We start from the raw sequence: 21,538 nt of genomic DNA, 5'->3' as shown, positions 1-21,538 counted from the left end.
GCCAAAAATAAAAAAGTTCCCTTGCTGCAAAAAAGAATTCAAACTTGCTTCCGACTGTTGCCCAAACCCTGTTTGAGCAGCGCGATCTACCGGCTATTTGCGAGGTAAGCAATGAGCACAGCACAGATGACCCGCCCGCCACAGACCCTCTACGTCAGCATCCGTCGCGATGAATTGCGCCAGTTGAAGGACGAGCGCGATCAGTTGCAACAGGAAGTCCTGCGTCTGCGTTCACACCTTCAAGCCCAGCTCGAACTGCAATCCCAGGCCAAGCCGGCGCTCTGCTGAACGCACCTGGTCAGTTTGTAAGGCAATACCTACGGAAAACTCACAAAGTTTTCACACACTTATCCTGATACTCCCGCCCGCGATGCCGCTCACGTTCTGAGCGGCCCGATGTCGCGCGACTCTGCGCGACGATCATTGACTGATGGGGCGCTGGATGGCGATGTTCAAACGCAGCACGACGACTGCGAAAGGCTTTGATTGGGCCGGCCTTGGTTGGCTATTCCTGTTTTTCTGGTATTTCTCGGGTATTACCCAGCTTCTTATCCAACTGACCGGCACGTCCGGCTTCAGTGGTTTCCGCCAGGCATTCTTCATGAGTGCACTATGGCTGGCGCCGATGTTGCTGTTCCCGCGCAAGACACGCCTGCTTGCCGCCTTGATCGGTGTGGTGTTGTGGGCCTGCTCCATGGCCAGCCTGGGTTACTTCTTCATTTACCAGCAGGAGTTCTCCCAGAGCGTCATCTTCATCATGTTCGAGTCGAACATCTCCGAAGCGGGCGAATACGCGACCCAATATTTTGCCTGGTGGATTGTGTTGGCGTTCATAGCCCACACCGCCTTCGCTATCTTCCTCTGGACGCGCCTGCGCCCGGTGTACCTGCCTCGCGGCCAGTCGATCGTGGCGGCCATCGCCATTGTCCTGGCGGTTGTGGGCTACCCGCTGGTCAAGCAAATCGCCACCAGCGAAACCATGGAATTGGCCATTGATCGTTTCGAAACCCGTATCGAGCCTGCCGTGCCTTGGCAGATGATCGTCGCCTACCGTCGCTACACCGAACAGCTGGACAATATGCAGGGCATGCTCAACAGCGCCAGCCAGATCCCGCCATTGAAGAACCTCAAGGACAGCATGGCCGGCCAGCCGTCCACGCTGGTACTGGTAATCGGCGAGTCCACCAACCGCCAGCGCATGAGCCTGTACGGTTATCCGCGCAACACCACGCCGGAACTGGACAAGCTGCGCGACCAACTGGCCGTGTTCGATAACGTCATCACCCCTCGCCCCTATACCATTGAAGCGCTGCAACAGGTGCTGACCTTTGCCGATGAAGAAAACCCGGACCTGTACCTCAAGACGCCGTCGATTGTCAGCGTGATGAAACAGGCCGGCTACAAGACCTTCTGGATCACCAACCAGCAGACCATGACCAAGCGCAACACCATGCTCACGACCTTTTCCGAACAGGCCGACGAGCAGGTGTACCTGAACAACAACCGCAACCAGAACGCCCGCCAGTACGACGGCGATGTGCTGGCGCCTTTTTCCAAGGCCCTGGCCGATACCGCCGAGCGCAAGTTCATCGTGGTGCACCTGCTGGGTACTCACATGAGCTACCAGTACCGTTACCCGCCGACGTTCGACAAGTTCACCGACCGCCAGGGCGTGCCGGCCGGTGTCAGCGACGCGCAGTTGCCGACTTACAACAGCTATGACAACGCAGTGCTGTACAACGACTTCGTGGTCTCCAGCCTGATCAAGGACTACGCCAAGACCGACCCCAACGGCTTTTTGCTGTACCTCTCGGACCACGGCGAAGACGTGTTCGACTCCGCCGGCCACGACACCCTGGGCCGCAACGAAGGCAAGCCGACTGCACCGATGTACACTATCCCGTTCATGGCCTACGCCTCACCGAAGTGGCGCGAAAGCCACGACTGGAGTTTCGCCGGCGACCTGCAACGGCCTTACAGCAGTTCGCAGTTGATCCATACCTGGGCCGACATGGCAGGCTTGAGTTTTGACGAACTGGACCACAGCAAGAGCCTGGTCAGCGACAGCTTCAAGCCTCGGCCCTTGTTGATCGGCAACCCTTACGAAACCAAGCAGAAGGCCCTGATCGACTTCAGCCTGATCAAGCCGAAGAAGGCCAATGGCGCCGAAGTGGTGGCGAAGTAATCAGGGGCGCTGCAACACAAAGATAACAATCGTTCTCGTTTAAGCCTAAAGTTCCACACCTCCTTTCGTCTTTGAACCATGCCCTCCCACCCAGGGAGGGTTAAAAGACGACAAGGAGTCTGCCGCAATGTTCGCGCCTTTTACCCGTTCCATGACCATTACCTTCGGTCTGTTCAGTCTTGCGCTGAGCCCGGATCTGCTGGCTGAAATCGACCCCGGACAAGCCTCCAGCAAAGCCCTGGAGCTGGACGCGACCACTATCAGCGCCGACGGCCTTGGGTCCACCACCGAGCACACCGGTGCCTACACCACCGGTTCGATGAATACCGCCACCCGCCTGAACCTTTCCATCAAGGAAACCCCGCAATCGATCTCGGTGATCACACGCCAGCAGATGGATGACTTCAACCTCAACACCTTGACCGAAGTGCTGCGCCAGACCACCGGCATCAACGTTCAACATAACGATTCGGACCGTGTCTACTACTCCTCCCGCGGTTACGGCATCAACAACTTCCAGGTTGATGGGATGCTCAACACATTCGGCTACATGAAGTCCGACGCCGACACCATCATCTACGACCGTATCGAAGTGGTACGCGGCGCCACGGGCCTGACCACAGGCGCGGGCGACCCATCGGCCACCGTCAACATGGTGCGCAAGCGCCCTACTGCCCAATGGCAGGCACAGACCGGTGTGAGTGGCGCCAGCCATGACAACTACTACAGCTACATCGACGTAGGTGGGCCTTTGGCGTTCGACGGTAAGCTGCGCGGGCGTAGCGTCCTGGCCTACCGTGACAGCAAATCCTTTCGCGATAACTATGGGCTGCAGCGCGCAGTTGGCTACGGCATTCTCGAAGGTGACCTTTCAGACGATACGGTGCTGGCTGTAGGTTTTGATTACCAGGACAAACAGGTACAAGGCACCTCCTGGGGCACTGTGCCCTACTGGAACAGCCAGGGCGGCAAGGCAAGGTTGCCTCGCTCCACCAATATGGCGGCGCACTGGAGCTCCTGGCCGCTGACTGACAAGACCACCTTCGCCACCCTCGACCATCGGCTCGGCGGCGACTGGCATTTGAAGGCTGCCTATACCCATCGCCAAAGTGACACCGACGGCAAGGTCTACTACGGCGGCACCGGTTTTCCCAATGCGGACCGCAGCGGCATGACGGCCTGGGCCAGTCATATGCGCGGTACGTCGCGGATGGAAGCCATCGACTTCAACCTGGCCGGCAGCTACACCCTGCTGGGCCGCGAACACGGGTTGATGATGGGCTATGGCGAGGCCGCCCAACGGGACGTCTCGCCCTTTATGCGTAACGACCTGCCTGCCAGCTACTACCCCATCGAGGATTGGAAGCACATGGGCGATATCGGCAAGTTCGCCGACACGGTCACCGACCTCAAGGGCGAACACAGCAAAAAACAGCAGAAAGCCGGCTACCTCGCCACTCGACTGAGCCTTACAGACCGCTTGCACGCCGTGCTGGGTAGCCGCTACGGCAGCTGGGAGCTGGAAAGCGCCACGCCTGAATACAACGACAATGATCAACTGACGGCTGCCGGCAAAACACGCCAGACCCACAACGACATGTGGACGCCCTACGCCGGGCTGCTCTATGACATCACCCCGCAGTACACCGTTTACGCAAGCTACACCGATATCTTCAAGCCGCAAGACAGGCGTGACGTCAACAAGAAGTACCTGGAACCGGTGGTGGGCAGCAATTATGAGGTGGGGCTCAAGGGCAGCCTGCTCAATGAACGTCTGAACCTGGCGGCCGCCTATTTCTGGAGCACCCAGGACAACGTTGCAGAGCGCGATGACTCGGTCCCTCCCAACCCCGTCACTGGCGAGGAGTACTACAAGTCTGGCGGCAAGGGTAACAAGGTCAACGGCTTCGAATTGGAAGCCGCAGGCGAAATCCGGCCGGACTGGAACCTGACCGCCGGCTACACCTACACCCACTCGCTTAATGGCTCAGACAAACGTACCAATACGGGCCAGCCCTTGAACCTGTTGAAGGTTTCCAGCGCCTATCGCCTGCCGGGCGCATGGCGCAACCTCACCGTCGGTGGCGCGGTGAACTGGCAAAGCGAAATCTACGATTTCGGTAACCGGCCCACAGGGGCACGCAATAGCGAAGGTCGGCCGATAACCACGCGGGCGAAGATCACGCAACAGGGTTACACCGTGGTCAACCTGATGTCACGCTACCAGTTCGACGAACAGGTTTCCGCCTCGGTTAACGTTAACAATCTATTTGATAAAAAATATTACGAACGTGTCGGCTTTTATAATGGTGTGTATTGGGGTGACCCGCGATCTATCACGCTTGCATTGGACTGGAAGCTGTAGTCGCTCCCTGCGAAGTTAACAAAATCGTTAACTTCGCAGTGTCTGTCAGTTAATTCCCACTTAATAAGATAGCGCCATAGTCGCTCCATGATTCTGATCAAGGAACGGCCAGACACCTATCACTCTTAATGGGAATACCGCGATGAAAATCTCGACGTTGATGCTTGCCAGCCTGATGACCCTGACCTCCGCCGCTGCCTTCGCAGAGGGCGGTTCAGAGCGTTCGAAGGAGTTCTACGACAACTTCAGCTTCATTCAACAGCAAACTCACGGCACAGCAGAGCAACGAATGGCCTCTGCCGACGGGAAGACGTTGAAAGTCGATACCGTCAGCCAGGAACAACCGAACAGTTGATTTAATGCTTAGTTAATCCGTAATACCCTGCGCCATCCCGCTCCGTTGGCAAAGGTTTATTGGGCGCCATCTAATGGCGCCTTTTTTTCGCCAGTCATTTATGACAGCGACTTGCTCCAAAACAACATATGGCCATACTTCGGATCAAATACTGAATCATCGAACCCGAACTTGCGATACGCCGATTGCGCCAGTTCATTGCCCTCAAGCACTTCCAGAGTAATCTTGCAGCAGCCCCTCTGGCGGGCGATTTCTTCGACCTTCTGCAGCATTTTCTGGCTCAAGCCCAAGCCACGAAACTGTTCCCTCACCATCACATCGTGAACGTTGACCAGCGGGCGGCAAGCAAACGTCGAGAAGCCCTCAAAACAATTGACCAACCCCGCCGGTTCGCCACCGACAAATGCCAGCACGCTGAACGCATGAGGACGCTTGGCCAGTTCAGCCGGCAGTTGCTGCAACAGATCGGCTGACAAGGCGTGGCCGCCGCCCATCGGGTCTTGCGCATAGTGGTTGAGCAGCAAGCCGATGGCGTTGGCGTGCACCTCGTTGGTATAGCTGGCTTGCAGCACCAGGATGTCTGGGGTGTCCATTTCCTTCCTCGATAACGACAACCAGGGATTCGTTCCCCTTTGAGAGCCTCGATTGTAAGCGTGGAGTCGGCAGTAGATGAAGGAGATTAACTACAAATATCTGACAGAAATTGCGAAGGTTGCTCGCATCAAATCGCGCAAAAGCCCCTGGAGTGGGGATTTTTCCTAGACAGCAAAGCGCTGCAGTTGCATCTCTTGCAAGCGGCTCAGGGTGCGACGAAATGGAAACTCCAGGTAGCCTTCGGTGTACAGGCACTCCAAGGGCACCCGGGCCTCGATAAAGAGTGGCACCTTGCGGTCGTAGCATTCGTCCACCAAGGCGATAAAGCGCCGCACGCTGTCATCATGAACCGACAGTTGCGGCAATTGGCGGTCCCCGGCCATCACACGCTCGGCGCCGTCCTCGGTGCCACGGGCAATCCGCCCCGGGCGCTGTTGGGCGCTGAGGTTCGGGACCTCACCCAGGAGGATGGCCTCGAAGCTATCGCACAGCAGCATGAAGTCCATCGCGGCCAGGGGTTGCTCGCACAGTTCGGCGTAACGACACCAGAGCACCGTATCACTGGCCTGCACCGCCACAATGGAGCGGTACCCCACGCTCACCGCCCCGCTGCTTACGGCCTGGCCTTGGCTCAATTGCTTGAACACCGCAGCCAGTGCATTCGGTTGATTCACCCAATAGCGTTGCTGCCCCACCCCCGGATGCAGGCGATGATCTTCGCCACCGTCCACCGCCACCACTTGCATATGCTGCTGGAGCGCGTCGATGCCCGGCAGAAAACGCTCGCGATTGAAGCCATCGGCATACAACTGATCAGGCGGCTGGTTGGAGGTGCACACCATTACCACGCCTTGCTCGAACATCACTTGGAACAGCCGCCCGAGGATGATCGCGTCGCCGATATCATTGACAAACAGTTCATCGAAGCACAGCACGCGCACTTCCTGGCTCAGCTCCTGAGCCAGCGCCCGCAAAGGATCCTGGGTTCCGGTGAGCTGGAACAAGCGCTGATGCACCCACCCCATGAAGTGATGAAAATGCTGACGCCGCGCGGGCACACGCAGGCTTTGGTGGAACTGGTCCATCAGCCAGGTCTTGCCACGCCCCACCGGCCCCCACAGATAGACCCCGGCAACTGGCGAATGGCCTTGATGCAACCCCTCGTGACAGGTTTGCAAAGCCTGCACCGCCCGACGCTGGGCGTCGTCGGAGACGAAGCCTTGCTGGGCGATAGCGTGCTGGTAGGCAATGAGGGGCGAGTCGAACGTCATGTCAGATGCTGCTCTGCGGACTAAATATGAGAGGGGGCACGCCCCGTTGAGCCTGGTTTGTAGTCACCAACCGTAACCACGATGCGAAGCGAGCCGCTCTTGATCTTGATCTGCTTTTGATCTCAGACGCCCCGTTAAACCACGCTGGCCGAAATTCGACAGGGATTTGGGGGGTAAACCGGCAGGGATGCCGGTTTAGCCGCCCCGCGCCATGGATGGCGCGTGGCGGCGCCCCCCCAAATCACTGGCGGATTACGGGCACACCGAGCCTAAGCGAGGTGCCGAGTGGTGGGGCAAGAGCCCTTTTGGTTACTTTTGGCTGGGCCGGCATTCCGGGCTCTTTTCCAAAAGTGACCCGCTGTAAAAGCGGAACCAATATCAGCCGTTACCGCAGCAATGGATATGTACTCGGTATAACTGTGTCGGCTGCCTGGCCGCCTTCGCGAGCAAGCCCGCTCCCACATTTTGCCCCCGGAACATCAGGCAGAAAACGTTACGCCAGGCTCTTGCTGACCACCTCATACACATCGCTGGACAGCTCGCCACACGCGAGAATGCGCTCCAGTTGCGCCTTCATCAGCGCCTGGCGTGCGCTGTCATACTTGCGCCAGCGCGTCAGCGGCGCCAGTTGGCGCGAGGCGATCTGCGGGTTCAAGGTGTTGAGCTCGATCACCAGATCCGCCAGGAAGCGATAACCCGAGCCATCCGCCGCATGGAAGTTGACCAGATTCTGGCCGGCGAATGCGCCGATCAAGGCGCGCACCTTGTTCGGGTTCTTGATGGTGAACGCCGGGTGTTCCATCAACGCCTTGACCCGCGCCAGCCCGCCCGGCAACGTGCTGCCGGCCTGAACACTGAACCACTGGTCCATGACCAACGGGTTGTCCTTGAAGTTCTCGGCAAACACCGCCAGCGCCTGGGCCTTTTCCGCTTCGAACGGCGAGTTCACCAGCACCGCAAGGGCCGTCAGGCGTTCGGTCATGTTATCGCTGGTGTCGAACTGATCCAGGGTGGCCGCCAATACTTCTGGCTTGCCGCTGAGCATCAGGTACGACAACGCGATGTTCTGCAAGGCACGGCGGGCAAAGTGCTCGGCCTCTGCCACGTACGGCGTTTGCTTGGACAGCTCACGATTGGCCTGGTAGCGCAGCCACAAGCCTTCGAACAGGTTCTCGGCCAGTTGCTTGCGGGCATATTCACGGGCCGCGTGGATCGCATCCACATCCGCCACTTCGCTGATTTCCGTCAGGTAGGCTTCACTTGGCAGCGAGAGCATTTCCGCGACCATGGCCTGGTCGAGACTTTCGTCGCTCAATACCGTGCGCAGCGCATCGATCAGGCGCTGGTCCAGCTTCAGCGGCTGGCCTGCCTGATGCTGGGCGATCAGTTCCTGCAACACCTGCACCGACAGCTGCTGGCCGGCATCCCAGCGGTTGAAGCCGTCGCTGTCGTGCTGCATCAGGAACATCAACTGATCGCGGTTATACGGGAAGCTCAATTTCACCGGCGCCGAAAACCCACGCAACAGCGAAGGCAACGGCTTTTCAGCGACATCGACGAAGGTGAACGTCTGCTCGGCTTCAGTCACCGAGATCACTCGTGAGGTGCCTGCAGCTGTAGCCTCACCGGCCAGGCGCAAGTTGATTGCGGCGCCCTGCCCGTCCAGCAGGCCCAATTCCACCGGGATCACGAACGGCAGTTTTTCGACCTTGTCCGGCGTTGGCGGGCAGCTCTGGCGGAAGGTCAGGCTGTAGGTCCTGGCCGCCGCGTCGTAGGACTCGCTCACCGCCAAGCGTGGCGTACCCGCCTGGCTGTACCAGCGTTTGAACTGGCTGAGGTCGGCGCCATTGGCGTCTTCCATGGCCTTGATAAAGTCGTCGCAGGTCACGGCCTGACCGTCATGGCGTTCGAAGTACAGGTCACTGCCTTTGCGGAAGCCTTCGGCGCCGAGCAAGGTGTGGATCATGCCGACTACTTCCGAGCCCTTTTCGTAAACGGTCAGGGTGTAGAAGTTGGAGATCTCGATAAAGCTGTCCGGGCGCACCGCGTGGGCCATAGGGCCAGCGTCTTCGGCGAACTGGTGCGTACGCAGATAGGCCACATCCTGAATGCGCTTGACCGTGGCCGAGTTCATGTCGGCGGAGAAGCCCGAATCACGGAACACGGTGAAGCCTTCCTTGAGCGACAACTGGAACCAGTCGCGGCAGGTCACGCGGTTGCCCGACCAGTTGTGGAAGTATTCGTGGGCGACGATGGCTTCGACGCGCTGGTGGGCGGCGTCGGTAGCGGTTTCGGCGCGGGCCAGCACGGCGCTGGAGTTGAAGATATTGAGGCCCTTGTTCTCCATGGCGCCCATGTTGAAATCGTTGACCGCCACGATCATGAAGATATCCAGGTCGTACTCGCGGCCGTAGGTTTCTTCGTCCCAGCGCATTGATTTCTTCAGGCTGGTCATGGCGTGCTGGCACTTGTCGATGTTTTCCGGCTCGACGTAGATGCGCAACGCGACTTCGCGATTGGTCATGGTGGTGAAGCTGTCTTCGACGCACCACAGGTCACCGGCCACCAGCGCAAACAGGTACGCCGGCTTCTTGAACGGATCTTCCCAGGTCGCCCAGTGCCGGCCGTCTTCGCCAGGGCCACTGGCAATCGGATTACCGTTGGACAACAGCACCGGGTAGCTATGCTGCTCGGCGATCACCGTGGTGGTGAACACGCTCATTACGTCCGGGCGGTCGAGGTAGTAAGTGATCTTGCGAAAGCCCTCGGCCTCGCACTGGGTGCAGAACATACCGCTGGATTTGTACAAACCTTCCAGGGCAGTGTTGGTTTCCGGATGGATCTTGACGGTGGTGTCGAGGGTGAAGGTCTCACTCTTTGGCTGCACGGTCAGGTGGCTGTCGGTCAACTGGTAGTCAGCGTCCGTCAGCGGCTGGTCGGCCAGGTTGACGCTCAACAGTTCAAGTTGCTGGCCGTCGAGTACCAAGGGCGGCAAACCGGCGCCGCGCTCGGGGTTGCGGCGCATCACCAGCTGCGCGTGGACCAGGCTGTGGTCCTCGAACAACTCGAAGGTCAGGTGCGTCTCGTCGATCAGGTAGTCCGGCGCCTGATAGTCCTTAAGGTAAATCATCTTCGGTTGTTCGGTGCGCATGCTCGGGATCCTTCTACTGATGCACGGCGAGCTGGTAGGCCGTGTATTTACGAATATTGATGACGCCGGTATCGAAGATCAGGTATTGGCCCTTGATCCCCAGCAGCGTGCCTTCGGCAATCGGGTTCTTGTCCAGGTTGAAGCTGACGATCTTGGTCGGATACTGCTCGACCGGGTAGCGGATTTCAATCGGCTCGATGTCGGCAATGGTTTGGATGGCTTGCAGGCCAAAGCGTTCCTGCAAACCCAGCAAGCCTTCGGCGCAGGAGGCGAACAGCTCATCGCGCACCTGCTTGAGGTCCACCGATTGCGCGTCGCCCTTGAGCAAGGCGCGCCAGTTGGTCTTGTCGGCCACCTGGCTGCGGAACAGGTCTTCGACGAAGCCGGACTGCTGGCGAGTCGACACGCGCATGATCGGCAATGCCTGGCTGGCACCCTGGTCCAGCCAGCGGGTGGGCAGCTGGGTGGCACGCGTGATGCCGACCTTGACCCCCGACGAATTGGCCAGGTACACCACATGGTCGGTCATGCAGAATTTTTCGCCCCAGCCCGGATCACGGCAGGTGCCGGCGTCGTAATGGCAACGCTCGGGGCTCATGATGCACAGGTCACACTGGGCCAGCTTGGTCATGCACGGGTAGCAATACCCTTGACTGAAGCTGGTCTTGGTCTTGCGCCCGCAATGGCTGCAATGAATGGCACCCAGGTACTCCAGGCGCACATGGGTGCCGATCATCGGATTGACCGGCACCTCGACATCGCCCAGGCGAAACGCATATTGAACAGTCGGCTCACCAAGTTGCGCCGACATTTTGCTGACTGCACCACGACCAATTTCAATCAATGGATCGCATCCGACTTGAACAGGATGTTCGCCACCGGCTCCGACTTGGACGCGCATTCCTGCGGGCCCATATAGCCGGTACGCTGCTCTTCGGGCAGGTTCTGGATCTCCCAGGCGATCATCGCTTGCAGGGACAATTCGCGCTGTTCGGCGGTGAGCTTGCGGCCATCGGACCATTTGCCGATTTCCACGGCGAGCTTGAGGCTTTCATAGATATCGGGGGTGATGTTTTCGATCATTTCAGCAAAAGAGGACATTCGGCTCTTCCTTATCAAATAGACGATTTGCGACGGTTGTACAGCCCGCCGAGCAAACCGGTGAGGCAACCGATAACCAGGCCGCCGACATGGGCCGCGTTGGCGATTTGGCCGAAGCCGATCATCGAGACCAGCCCCGACAGGCAGAGCAGCAGCCACACCAGCATCATCACCAGCACCCCACGGGGCAGGCGATAGGCTGGGTTGGGTGACAATAGTTGAAAGATCCAGCAATGCCCGAGCAGGCCATACAACACACCGGACAAGCCACCGAACAGGCCAGGGCCGCCATAAGCGTATTGCGCGTAGTTGGAGACCAGGCTGAACAACAGGGTCAACCCCAGCAGGTTGATACTGCCCTGGCGCGCTTCGATGCGCCGGCCCAACTCCCAGTACCACATGCCGTTCATGGCCAGGTGCAGGATGCCGAAGTGGATCAGCATCGGCGTGACCAATCGCCACCACTGCCCTGAAGCGAGCGTGTCGGCCAAAGGCGTGAACTGGATGTACTCGCCCAGCACCCGGAACGGCAGGAACGTCAGCCAGGCCATGGCTTGCAGGTTTTCACCAAGCAGGGTCACGGCGCCGACAATCAGGCTGGCCAACAGCACCAGCGCCGTGACAGGGCTATGACGCAGCTGCTGGACGAAACCTGGCCGTGCAACTGGCGCCTGTTCAGGAATATCCAGCTGCTGGTCCGGGTCGCCGGCAGGAAAGCGTTGATACAACACGCGCACGTCATCGCTGATGGTTTCAGGCACCCACAACACTTGCTCACCCGCCTCTTCACTGACGCGATGGGGCACCTGCATGCGTTGCAGCAACTTGACGAAACCACCCAGGTCGACACTCAGGGGCAAGCGCAATACGGCTACGGTACTCATGGAATGGCCTCGGGTCGCTCAACGTCGACCCATACAAATTTACGCGGATCCAGTTGGGTTTCCTGGTCGAGTCGATACGCCACCAGCTTGCCGTACAGCACCGCGCTGTAGTCCAGGCAGGCCAGGTTCGGGCGGATCGGCGCCGGTTTGCCACTGCGCCAGTAATGGCCGACGAACAACAACGGCTCGTCGACGCCGTAGCGCAGCAGGGAATTCTTTTCGGTGGACGACAACGGCGTGCGCGCCACCGGCTCTGGCAAAGCGTCGGGCTGGAACACGATGTCACCGTAGGTCTTGGGGTCATCTTCCCAGAACTTGGTGCGGAAGAACGACCGCGTCAAGCCATCGCCGCCGGTCAGGGTCAGGCCGTCGGGCAGGCGCATATCGGTGCCGCGCAACAGCCGATCGAAGGCGTTGCAGGCGAAGCTGCCCGGTACGGCGGCGGCTTGCAGGAAGTGCTGGTCGATGCAGCCATCCGGGAAGGTGGCGCGCAATGGCTGGATGAAGCCTTCATCCCAGCACGCGTGCACCACGCGAAAACGCCCGGCATCGACAAACAGCGGCATGTCGTAGAACCAGCCGAGGAAGTCGTGCCAGTCGGCCGGGTGGTGCTCGAACTGGGTCAGGGTCTCTTGGATCAACCGCGCATGACGTGGGTTGTGCTCGCGCACGAACTGCCTGCCGCTGCCGGGTGGTGCCGGGGTGGTCCAGCCCAGCGCATTGAACTCATGGTTGCCCATGATGCACAGCGCCTGCCCGGCCACGGTCATATCGTGGACGATATGCAGCGCCTCGCGGATACGTGGGCCACGGTCGATGATATCGCCCAGGAACACCGCCATGCGCGACGGATGGCGCCAGGTGCCGCCCTGCTTGTGGTAACCCAATTGGTCGAGCAAGTGCTCAAGGGTATGAGCGCAACCGTGCACGTCACCAATCAGGTCGTAGCTACGCGCGGGATCGAGCATCAGTCGCCCCCACCCCCCAAGCGGCTGCCCCAGCCCAACTTGGTACGGCACACTTCGTAGTAGTTGTGATCCAGCGGGTGGATCAAGCGCAACTTCTGTGCCTTCTTGCTCACGGTGATGGTGTCACCGGGGGCGCAGGTGAAATGGTTCTGCCCGTCGCAGGAGACTTGCGGGTAGATCTGCATGTCTTTGGACACCACGATTTTCAGCTCGCTGTTGCCATCGACCACAATCGGTCTGCTGGACAACATATGGGGGTACATCGGCACGATCACAATGGCATCGAGCTTGGGATGCATGATCGGGCCACCGGCCGATAGTGCATACGCGGTGGAGCCAGTAGGCGTGGCGACAATCAGGCCGTCGGCCTTCTGGCTGCACACGAACTGGCCGTCGATATACAGCTCGAACTCGATCATCCGCGTGGATTTGCCCGGGTGCAGCACCACATCGTTGAGGGCATCGCCCTGGCCGATCGCCTCGCCATGGCGGCGCACTTCGGCTTGCAGCAGGAAGCGGTTTTCCACCAGGTAATGGCCGTCGAGCACCTTGGCCACTTCGACTTCCAGCTCATCGGGGCGGATGTCGGTCAGAAACCCCAGGCTGCCGCGGTTGATCCCCAGCACCGGCACGTTATGCCGCGCCAGCGCCCGGGCGGCGCCGAGCAGGCTGCCATCGCCGCCGACCACGATGACCATGTCGCAGACCTCGCCGAGCATCTTGCGCGACGAGGTCTGCAGGCCGTGGCCCGGGAGGATTTCGGCGATGGTGTCTTCGAGGATCACATGCAGGTGGCGCTCGAGCAGAAACTTCTTCAGCCGGCGGACGGTGTCCAACACCTGGGTACTGCCCAGGCGACCGATAATGCCGATATTGCGAAATTGCTCCATGGGGCTCCTGCGGGATTTGGGGTGCGGCAAAAAAGAACGATTATGGGCGAAAGGCCGCGTCAGGCAAAATCCTTTGTCGCCGCCGCGCCTTGATGACAATGGTTCTCAGGCACCTTCACCCGGCTGAAAAGGCTATGCTCGGACCATGACCGTGTTCCCTGACTTGCACAACTTGCCCCGCCAATTGCGCCACCCCGAGGTGCGCGACCTGGCGTGGGTGATCCTCGCCCCGCCCATGCTGGCGCAAACGCCGTGGCCGCAGCGCCACCCGCTGGCCGGCAGTGACTGGGCGCAGGCGCCACACCGGCTTGAGCATTGGCTGCGTGCGCTTGATCAGGACAGCAGCGCCCTGCAGCAGTGGCTCAGCCTGTCGCGCACACGGCGCCTGGGCCTCTATTACGAGCGCCTGTGGCAGTTTGCCGTGCAGCACGCGCCGGGTGTGGAATTGCTGGCCGCCAACCTGCCGATCCGCCGCGCCGGGCATACCCTGGGCGAACTGGACATGCTGTTGCGCGACCGCGATGGCGTGCACCATCTGGAACTGGCGATCAAACTCTATCTTGGCCCACAGGACGGCAATGGCCAGGACACCGCGCTATGGCTCGGGCCGGGCTGCCATGACCGGCTGGACCGCAAGCTGGCGCACCTGGCCGAACATCAACTGCCGATTTCTGCGCGGGCCGAGAGCCGCGACGCCTTGGCGGCGCTGGATATCCAGGTGTTCGATGCGCATTTGTGGCTGGGCGGTTATCTGCTCTATCCCTGGCCTGGCACGGCGCAACCCCCAATCGGCGCCCACCCGCAGCATCTGCGTGGTTGCTGGTTGCATCAGCGTGACTGGTCGGATTTTGTCAGCACCCGCCCACCCGGCCACTGGCAACCCCTGCCCCGCCACGCCTGGTTGGCACCTGCGCATTACACGGCGGATCAAGTGTGGAGTGAAGCGCAGATGCAAAGCTGGCTGAAGGACCTGGATCCGATGGCACCGGCGCAGTTACTGGTTCGGATGGTGCAGAACGGTGAGGACTGGGAGGAAGCGGAGCGGTTGTTTCTGGTGGCGGATCTTTGGCCGAATGTGCCGGGGGCAGGCTGATAAATCCTCGGTGTATTCAAGGCAGCCATCGGGGGCAAGCCCCCTTCCACAAGGTAGTGCGGCGCACTGAAAAATGTGGGAGGGGGCTTGCTCCCGATGTCGATTGCCCAGGCACTACACATCATCGATATGCTGATAATCCAACTGCAACCCCATCGCCAACTCCTGAGCCCGTCCCAACCTGATCGGCCCGCGCTCAATGTCTACCAGTAACCCCGGACACTCCAACGGCGGCAACCCATCAATGGCTTTGAGCCGACCATCAGTGATCACCAGCAATCGCTGTTGCTGCGCCGGGTAACGCTTGCGCCGCGCTTTGAGCCACTGCCCGGCCTCGCTCAAGGCGGCGAGCAATGGCGTACCGCCACCGGCGCCTAACTGCTCCAGCCAACCCGTCAATCCCTTTGCCGCCTTCAAGCCCTGCACCTGCCACTTCGGCGCTGATCCGCTGGCCGTCAACAGCGCCATGCGCGCCCGTTGCCGATAAGCGTCGTCGAACAGCTGAGCCAACAAACCCTTGGCATCGGTCAACGCCCGATGGCGCCGGGTGGACGCCGAGGCATCGACGATTACCAACCACAGTTCCGGCGCCGAACGGCTACGCAGGTGGAACAGCAGATCATCACGGCATTGTGGCCGTCCACCGAGCAACGTACCCGGCCAATTGATCCTGCCTTTCTGTGCGCTGCGCGCCTTGCCCTGCCTGCCGTTGTCCAGTCGCCCCGCCTGGGGCCGGGCATCCGCCCCCGCGTCAGGTCGGGGGCGAATGCCTAGGGCTTTTTTGGCCAGGCCGGCACATCGCGGCGGGCGCCCGTGGGCAAGGCCGGCGCAGGCATATCGCCCCATTGGCCTTGGCCGGGCGAGCTTTCAGACGGTTTCGACGACTGCCCTTGATTCGGCGGTGCGGCCGCGGGCGTTTGCTGCTGACGGCGATGGCGCAAGGCAAACTCGGCCACCGCTTCGATGTCTTGCTCGGCAATGGCTGACGCGCCTCGCCACGCCGCATGGGCCCGGGCACCACGCAGCCAGACCAGGTCGGCGCGCATACCGTCCACGCCTGCGGCAAAGCAGCGTTCGGTAATCTGCGCCAAGGCGTGATCGTCCAGGTCGATGCTGTCGAGTCGCGCCCGCGCCTGCGTGCAGCGTTCGCGCAACTCGGCTTGCGGCGCGGCCCACTGCGCGCAGAAGGCCGCCGGATCACTGTCGAAATCCAGACGACGACGAATGATCTGCCCACGTTCGGCGGGCAAGGTCTGCCCGCTCAGCGCCACATTGAAACCAAAGCGGTCGAGCAACTGCGGGCGCAACTCCCCCTCCTCCGGGTTCATGGTGCCGATCAGCACAAAGCGCGCCGAATGCCGATGGGAAATACCGTCGCGCTCGATCAGGTTGGTGCCGCTGGCGGCCACGTCCAACAGCAGGTCCACCAAATGGTCGGCCAGCAGGTTGACTTCATCCACATACAGCACGCCGCCGTCAGCCTTGGCCAACACGCCGGGGGAAAATTGTGCACGGCCTTCGCCCAGTGCGGCTTCCAGGTCCAACGTGCCGACCAGGCGTTCCTCGGTCGCGCCCAGGGGCAAAGTCACGAACTGGCCACTGGCGAGGAGGTCCGCCAGCCCACGGGCCAGGGTCGACTTGGCCATGCCTCGCGGGCCTTCGATCAGCACGCCGCCGATGCGGGGGTCGATGGCGGTCAGGCACAGCGCCAGTTTCAGGTCGTCAGCACCGACCACGGCGGACAGCGGAAAATGGGGAATCTCGGTCATCAGCTGTCTTCTTCTATATCCAGCAAGAGGTTTTCCAGTGCTTCGCGATAAGCCCCCGGCGCCTGCCACATGCCCCGCTGCTGGGCTTCGAGCATACGCTCGGTCATGTCGCGCAGGGCATCGGGGTTGTGCTGCTGCACAAACGCCCGGGTGTCAGGGTCCAGCAGGTAGGCATCGGCGAGCAGTGCATATTGATGGTCGTCGATCAACGCGGTGGTGGCGTCGAAAGCGAACAGGTTGTCCACGGTCGCGGCCATTTCAAACGCGCCTTTATAGCCATGGCGTTTCACGCCTTCGATCCACTTGGGGTTGGCGGCGCGGGCGCGGATCACCCGGTTCAGCTCTTCCTTCAAGGTGCGGATTCTGGGCAAGTCCGGCTGACTGTGGTCGCCATGATAACTGGCGGCCTTGTCACCGCTCAGGGTTTCCACGGCGGCGAGCATACCGCCCTGGAATTGGTAGTAATCATTGGAATCGAGCAAGTCGTGCTCGCGGTTGTCCTGGTTCTGCAACACCGCCTGCACTTGGCTCAGGCGCTGGGCAAACTGCTCGCGGGCGGCGGTGCCTTCATCGGAGCCCCCGTAGGCATAGCCGCCCCAGTTGAGGTAGACCTCGGCCAAGTCCTCGCGGCTCTGCCACAGGCGCCCGTCAACCGCGCCCTGCACGCCCGCGCCATAGGCGCCCGGTTTGGCGCCGAAGATGCGCCAGCCGGCCTGCTTGGCCGCAGCCTCTGCATTCAGGCCCGACTCAACCAGCGCCTGGCGCTCGCTGCGCACCTTGGCGGCCAAAGGGTTCATGTCGTCCGGTTCATCCAGGGCCGCCACCGCCTGCACCGCTGCGTCGAACAGGCGGATCAGGTTGGCGAAGGCATCGCGGAAGAAGCCGGACACGCGCAGGGTCACGTCGACACGCGGGCGATCCAGCAGGCTGATCGGCAGGATTTCAAAATCGTCGACCCGCTGGCTGCCGGTGGCCCATACCGGGCGCACGCCCATCAGCGCCATGGCCTGGGCGATATCATCACCGCCGGTGCGCATGGTGGCCGTGCCCCATACCGACAGGCCGAGTTGGCGCAAATGATCGCCATGATCCTGTAGATGGCGTTCCAGAATCAGGTTGGCCGATTGGAAACCGATGCGCCAGGCTGTGGTGGTTGGCAGGTTGCGTACGTCCACGGTAAAGAAGTTACGCCCGGTCGGCAGCACATCCAGGCGTCCGCGACTGGGCGCACCGCTGGGCCCTGCCGGGACGAAGCGCCCGCTCAAGGCATCGAGCAGGCCGCGCATTTCCGCCGGGCCGCAGGCGTCCAGGCGTGGCGCCACCACGATGCGCAGGCTTTCGACGACCGACTTGACGTCCTCCCAGCCAGGCTCTTCCAACTGCTCGACAGGGCCTTCCAGCGCCTGCTCGATCAAGCGCGTTGCGTAAAGCTCCAGGCGTTCGCGGGTATCGCCGGCGGTGCGCCACAACTGCCCGTCGATCTTTTGCAGTACCTGGGGGCGCCGCCCCGTCCATGGTTCGGCCAAGGCGCAATCGAGCGGATCGAAGCCCAGTTCGAAGGCCTTGGCCAGCACCCGCAACAGGCTCGATTGCGGGCCACGGCCATCGCCACGCGGAATGCGCAGCAACGCCAGCAAGGTGTCGATGCGCAAGCGGCCCTCGGGCGACTCGCCAAAGACATGCAGGCCGTCGCGGATCTGCGACTCCTTCAAATCGCACAGGTAGGTGTCCAGGCGCGGCAACCAGATGTCGGCGTCAGTCTCGCTGTCCAGCTCCAGCTCCTGGTCGATGCGGGTTTCGCGCACCAGCTTGAGAATGTCTTTTTGCAACTCAAGGGCGCGGCGCGGGTCGAGCAATTGCGCCTCGTAATACTCGTCGGCCAACAACTCAAGGTTACGCAACGGGCCGTAGGTTTCGGCACGGGTCAACGGTGGCATCAGATGGTCGATGATCACGGCCTGGGTACGCCGCTTGGCCTGGGCACCCTCGCCCGGGTCGTTGACGATAAACGGGTAGATGTTCGGCAGCGGCCCCAGCAATGCATCCGGCCAGCAGTTTTCCGACAGGCCCACGCCCTTGCCCGGCAACCACTCCAGGTTGCCGTGCTTGCCCACATGAATCACGCCGTGTGCGCCGTAGGTGTGACGCAGCCAGAAATAGAACGCCAGGTACCCATGGGGCGGCACCAGGTCCGGGTCGTGGTACACGGCACTCGCGTCCACCTGGTAACCCCGGGCAGGCTGGATGCCGACGAAGGTCAGGCCCAGGCGCAGGCCGGCGATCATCATGCGGCCGTCGCGGAACATTGGATCGTTTTGTGGAGCACCCCAACGTTGCAGCACGGCCTGGCGATTGGACTCGGGCAGTCGATCGAACAACGCCTGGTACTCGGCCAGGCCCAGGCTTTGATGGCACGGGCGCTGGTCGAGGCTGTCGAGGTCGTTGGTGACACCGCCGAGCAGCTCGTGGATCAGTGCGGTGCCGCTGTCCGCAAGCGCCGGCGCCACCGGATAGCCTTCAACCTGCAAGGCCCGCAGGATATTCAGCGCCGCTGCTGGCGTGTCCAGGCCCACACCGTTACCGATGCGACCGTCACGGGTCGGGTAGTTGGCGAGGATCAGGGCGATGCGTTTGTCGGCATTCGGCACCCGGGCCAAGTCAACCCAACGCCGCGCCAGTTCAGCGACAAAATCCATGCGCTCGGGCGCTGCGCGGTAGCACACCACGTCAGACTGGCTGCGCTCGCTGCGCCAGGCCAGGTCCTTGAAGCTGATCGGCCGGCTGATGATGCGCCCATCCAGCTCGGGCAAGGCAATATGCATGGCCAGGTCGCGGGGGCCGAGCCCCTGTTCGTTGGCCTCCCAGCCGGGCTGGTTATCCTGGGCGCAGATCGCCTGGATCACCGGGACGTTGCGCCGAAACGGTCGCAGATGCGGCGCTTCGGGGCTGGATTGGGCAAAGCCTGTGGTGTTGAGGATCACCGCGACTTGCACGTCGTCCAACAGGTCCTCGACCACTGTGAGGCAACCGGGCTCTTTCAAACTGGCCACTGCGATGGGCAATGGGTTCAGGCCCGCTGCCTGCAAGCGCTGGCAGAACACATCGATAAACCCGGTATTGGCCGCCTGCAAGTGGGAGCGGTAGAACAGCACCGCGGCCACGGGGAAGTCGGCGCGCCAATCCGCCTGCCAGTCATTGAGGCGGGCATTGGCTTTGTGCGGGTGATAGATCGCCGTACGCGGCAAGGTTTGTGGCTCGGCCCAGGCATAGTCGCGGCCCAGATGGGCGCTGGCCAGGCAGTGATAAAAGTCCAACGCATTGCCAAGGCCGCCCTGGCGCAAAAAGTGCCACAGACGCTCGCGCTGTTCAGCAGCAACAGTGCTCAGGCCGCTGAGTTCCGGGTCTGGACGATCATCCCCCGGCACCAGGATCAACGTGACGCCACGCTCGGCCAACTCCACCAGGCGCTCGATGCCGTAGCGCCAATAACCAATGCCGCCATGCAAGGAAATCAGGATGACCTTGGCGTGACGCAACACCTCATCGACGTACAGGTCGACCGAGGCGTGGTTCTGCACCTGCATCGGGTTGGCCAGGCGCAGGCTGGGGTAATCCTCGGGCAACTGCTGGGCGGCTTCGGCCAGCAGCGCCAGGCTGGAGTCACCGCTGCACAGGATCACCAGCTCGGCGGGGGTTTGGCCAAGGTCGGCAATATTGTCGTCCGCGACGAAACCACCGGGTTGGGTCCTGAGCAGGTGCATGGTTAAACGCTGAGGGCAGCGCGCAATTGCGCTTCAAGGCCAGCGGCGTCCAGCTCCTGACCGATCAGCACCAGGCGCGTGATACGCGCTTCATCGGCACCCCAGGCACGGTCGAAGTGCTTGTCAAAGCGTGTGCCCACGCCCTGGATCAGCAGGCGCATCGGCTTGTTCGGGATAGCAGCAAAGCCTTTGACGCGCAAAATGCCGTGTTGCACCACCAATTGGGTCAGGGCGTCCAGCAACAGTGCTTCGTCGGCTTGAGGCAGGTCGATGGAGATGGAGTCGAAAGCATCGTGATCGTGGTCGTCTTCGCCTTCATGGTGGTGATCGTGATGGCTGTGGCGAGCGTCGATATGCTCTTCGGAGCCGGCACCCAGGCCGATCAGCACGTCCAATGGCAGGCGACCGCTGCTGGCTTCGATGATCTTAACCGCCGGCGGCAACTCTTCGGCCACTTCCAGGCGCACGCGGGCCAGGTCTTCGGTGCTGATCAGGTCGGCTTTGTTGAGGATCACCAGATCGGCGCTGGCCAGTTGGTCGGCGAACAGCTCGTGCAAAGGCGACTCGTGGTCCAGGTTCGGGTCCAGTTTGCGCTGGGCGTCGACTTGATCCGGGAACGCAGCGAAAGTGCCGGCGGCCACGGCCGGGCTGTCGACCACCGTGATCACCGCGTCAACCGTGCAGGCGCTGCGGATTTCCGGCCACTGGAACGCTTGCACCAAGGGTTTTGGCAAGGCCAGCCCCGAGGTTTCGATCAGGATATGGTCAAGGTCACCACGACGGGCGACCAGTTCGCGCATCACCGGGAAGAACTCTTCCTGCACGGTGCAGCACAGGCAGCCGTTGGCGAGTTCGTACACGCGGCCGTTGGCTTCTTCTTCGGTACACCCGATGGAGCATTGCTTGAGGATTTCGCCGTCAATGCCCAGTTCGCCGAACTCGTTGACGATCACGGCTATGCGACGGCCCTGGGCGTTATCGAGCATGTGGCGCAGCAACGTGGTCTTGCCCGAGCCGAGGAAGCCGGTAACGATGGTGACGGGGAGTTTGGCCAGTGTTTTCATCGGATGCCCTTTGGGGCGGGCATACGGGACGACAGGCCCTGCGGCGCGCGCAGCAGCGGATTTCGTCACCGGATCACCCCGCCCGGT

17 protein-coding genes are annotated in these 21,538 nt (G+C 61.3%); 5 read left to right on the top strand and 12 right to left on the bottom strand.

Annotated elements, in window-relative coordinates:
- Positions 1 to 126 precede the first annotated feature (126 nt).
- From LJX92_RS12000 to LJX92_RS11985, 4 genes are all read left to right on the top strand, one after another.
- A complete protein-coding gene (locus LJX92_RS12000) occupies positions 127 to 288 on the top strand; it encodes a DUF6026 family protein (protein ID WP_223018643.1) in 162 nt (53 codons plus the stop codon).
- 154 nt (positions 289 to 442) lie between these two features.
- Positions 443 to 2,185 carry a phosphoethanolamine transferase CptA gene (locus LJX92_RS11995; RefSeq protein WP_103734322.1) on the top strand — a complete coding sequence of 581 codons (1,743 nt, stop codon included), beginning with the start codon at positions 443 to 445 and terminating at the stop codon, positions 2,183 to 2,185.
- A 127-nt stretch (positions 2,186 to 2,312) separates the two neighbouring features.
- A complete protein-coding gene (locus tag LJX92_RS11990; RefSeq protein ID WP_223018600.1) occupies positions 2,313 to 4,550 on the top strand; it encodes a TonB-dependent siderophore receptor in 2,238 nt (745 codons plus the stop codon).
- A gap of 142 nt (positions 4,551 to 4,692) precedes the next feature.
- Positions 4,693 to 4,905, top strand: a complete 213-nt coding sequence (locus LJX92_RS11985; protein ID WP_032875909.1) for a hypothetical protein — start codon at positions 4,693 to 4,695, stop codon at positions 4,903 to 4,905.
- A 98-nt stretch (positions 4,906 to 5,003) separates the two neighbouring features.
- Here the strand turns inward: LJX92_RS11985 and LJX92_RS11980 are convergent, their stop codons facing one another.
- The 8 genes from LJX92_RS11980 to LJX92_RS11945 form a co-directional block, all read right to left on the bottom strand.
- Positions 5,004 to 5,498 (bottom strand): GNAT family N-acetyltransferase, encoded by a 495-nt coding sequence (locus LJX92_RS11980; protein WP_032875912.1) that lies wholly within the window; start codon positions 5,496 to 5,498, stop codon positions 5,004 to 5,006.
- 165 nt (positions 5,499 to 5,663) lie between these two features.
- Positions 5,664 to 6,770: a cell division protein ZapE gene (zapE, locus tag LJX92_RS11975; RefSeq protein ID WP_032875915.1), complete on the bottom strand. Its 1,107-nt coding sequence runs from the start codon at positions 6,768 to 6,770 to the stop codon at positions 5,664 to 5,666.
- 493 nt (positions 6,771 to 7,263) lie between these two features.
- Entirely contained in the window at positions 7,264 to 9,921 is a 2,658-nt protein-coding gene (gene pepN, locus LJX92_RS11970; protein ID WP_228309807.1) for an aminopeptidase N, read from the bottom strand.
- A 13-nt stretch (positions 9,922 to 9,934) separates the two neighbouring features.
- On the bottom strand, positions 9,935 to 10,765 hold the full coding sequence (locus tag LJX92_RS11965; protein WP_005788687.1) for a DUF2797 domain-containing protein: 831 nt from the start codon (positions 10,763 to 10,765) through the stop codon (positions 9,935 to 9,937).
- The gene (locus tag LJX92_RS11960) at positions 10,762 to 11,022 is read right to left on the bottom strand and encodes a YeaC family protein (protein ID WP_005788688.1); all 261 of its coding nucleotides are present in this window, start codon (positions 11,020 to 11,022) and stop codon (positions 10,762 to 10,764) included. The genes LJX92_RS11965 and LJX92_RS11960 overlap by 4 nt, the downstream gene beginning before the upstream one ends.
- Positions 11,023 to 11,036: 14 nt before the next feature.
- Positions 11,037 to 11,906 (bottom strand): rhomboid family intramembrane serine protease, encoded by an 870-nt coding sequence (locus tag LJX92_RS11955; protein WP_032875921.1) that lies wholly within the window; start codon positions 11,904 to 11,906, stop codon positions 11,037 to 11,039.
- A complete protein-coding gene (locus LJX92_RS11950; protein WP_164365996.1) occupies positions 11,903 to 12,877 on the bottom strand; it encodes a metallophosphoesterase in 975 nt (324 codons plus the stop codon). Before LJX92_RS11950 ends, LJX92_RS11955 begins: the two co-directional genes overlap by 4 nt.
- Positions 12,874 to 13,764, bottom strand: coding sequence for an NAD(+) kinase (locus tag LJX92_RS11945; RefSeq protein ID WP_003217892.1), 891 nt, complete (start codon positions 13,762 to 13,764; stop codon positions 12,874 to 12,876). The genes LJX92_RS11950 and LJX92_RS11945 overlap by 4 nt, the downstream gene beginning before the upstream one ends.
- Before the next feature lie 145 nt (positions 13,765 to 13,909).
- On the opposite strand from LJX92_RS11945, the gene LJX92_RS11940 reads away from it, so the two are divergent.
- A complete protein-coding gene (locus tag LJX92_RS11940) occupies positions 13,910 to 14,857 on the top strand; it encodes a DUF1853 family protein (RefSeq protein ID WP_078821505.1) in 948 nt (315 codons plus the stop codon).
- A 114-nt stretch (positions 14,858 to 14,971) separates the two neighbouring features.
- Here LJX92_RS11940 and LJX92_RS11935 read toward each other — a convergent pair whose 3' ends face one another.
- Genes LJX92_RS11935 through cobW form a run of 4 tightly spaced genes read right to left on the bottom strand, consistent with a single transcriptional unit; the run spans position 14,972 to position 21,451 of the window.
- Complete coding sequence (locus tag LJX92_RS11935) at positions 14,972 to 15,574, bottom strand: vWA domain-containing protein (RefSeq protein ID WP_032880973.1); 603 nt, start codon at positions 15,572 to 15,574, stop codon at positions 14,972 to 14,974.
- A 53-nt stretch (positions 15,575 to 15,627) separates the two neighbouring features.
- Positions 15,628 to 16,626: an ATP-binding protein gene (locus LJX92_RS11930; protein ID WP_078821506.1), complete on the bottom strand. Its 999-nt coding sequence runs from the start codon at positions 16,624 to 16,626 to the stop codon at positions 15,628 to 15,630.
- On the bottom strand, positions 16,626 to 20,387 hold the full coding sequence (cobN, locus tag LJX92_RS11925) for a cobaltochelatase subunit CobN (protein WP_228309806.1): 3,762 nt from the start codon (positions 20,385 to 20,387) through the stop codon (positions 16,626 to 16,628). The genes LJX92_RS11930 and cobN overlap by 1 nt, the downstream gene beginning before the upstream one ends.
- Positions 20,388 to 20,389: 2 nt before the next feature.
- A complete protein-coding gene (gene cobW / locus LJX92_RS11920; protein WP_032875935.1) occupies positions 20,390 to 21,451 on the bottom strand; it encodes a cobalamin biosynthesis protein CobW in 1,062 nt (353 codons plus the stop codon).
- Positions 21,452 to 21,538 lie beyond the last annotated feature (87 nt).

The organism is Pseudomonas sp. HN8-3, assembly GCF_020790195.1.
Lineage (GTDB): Bacteria > Pseudomonadota > Gammaproteobacteria > Pseudomonadales > Pseudomonadaceae > Aquipseudomonas > Aquipseudomonas synxantha_A.
This window is presented reverse-complemented; position numbering and strand designations above follow the sequence as displayed.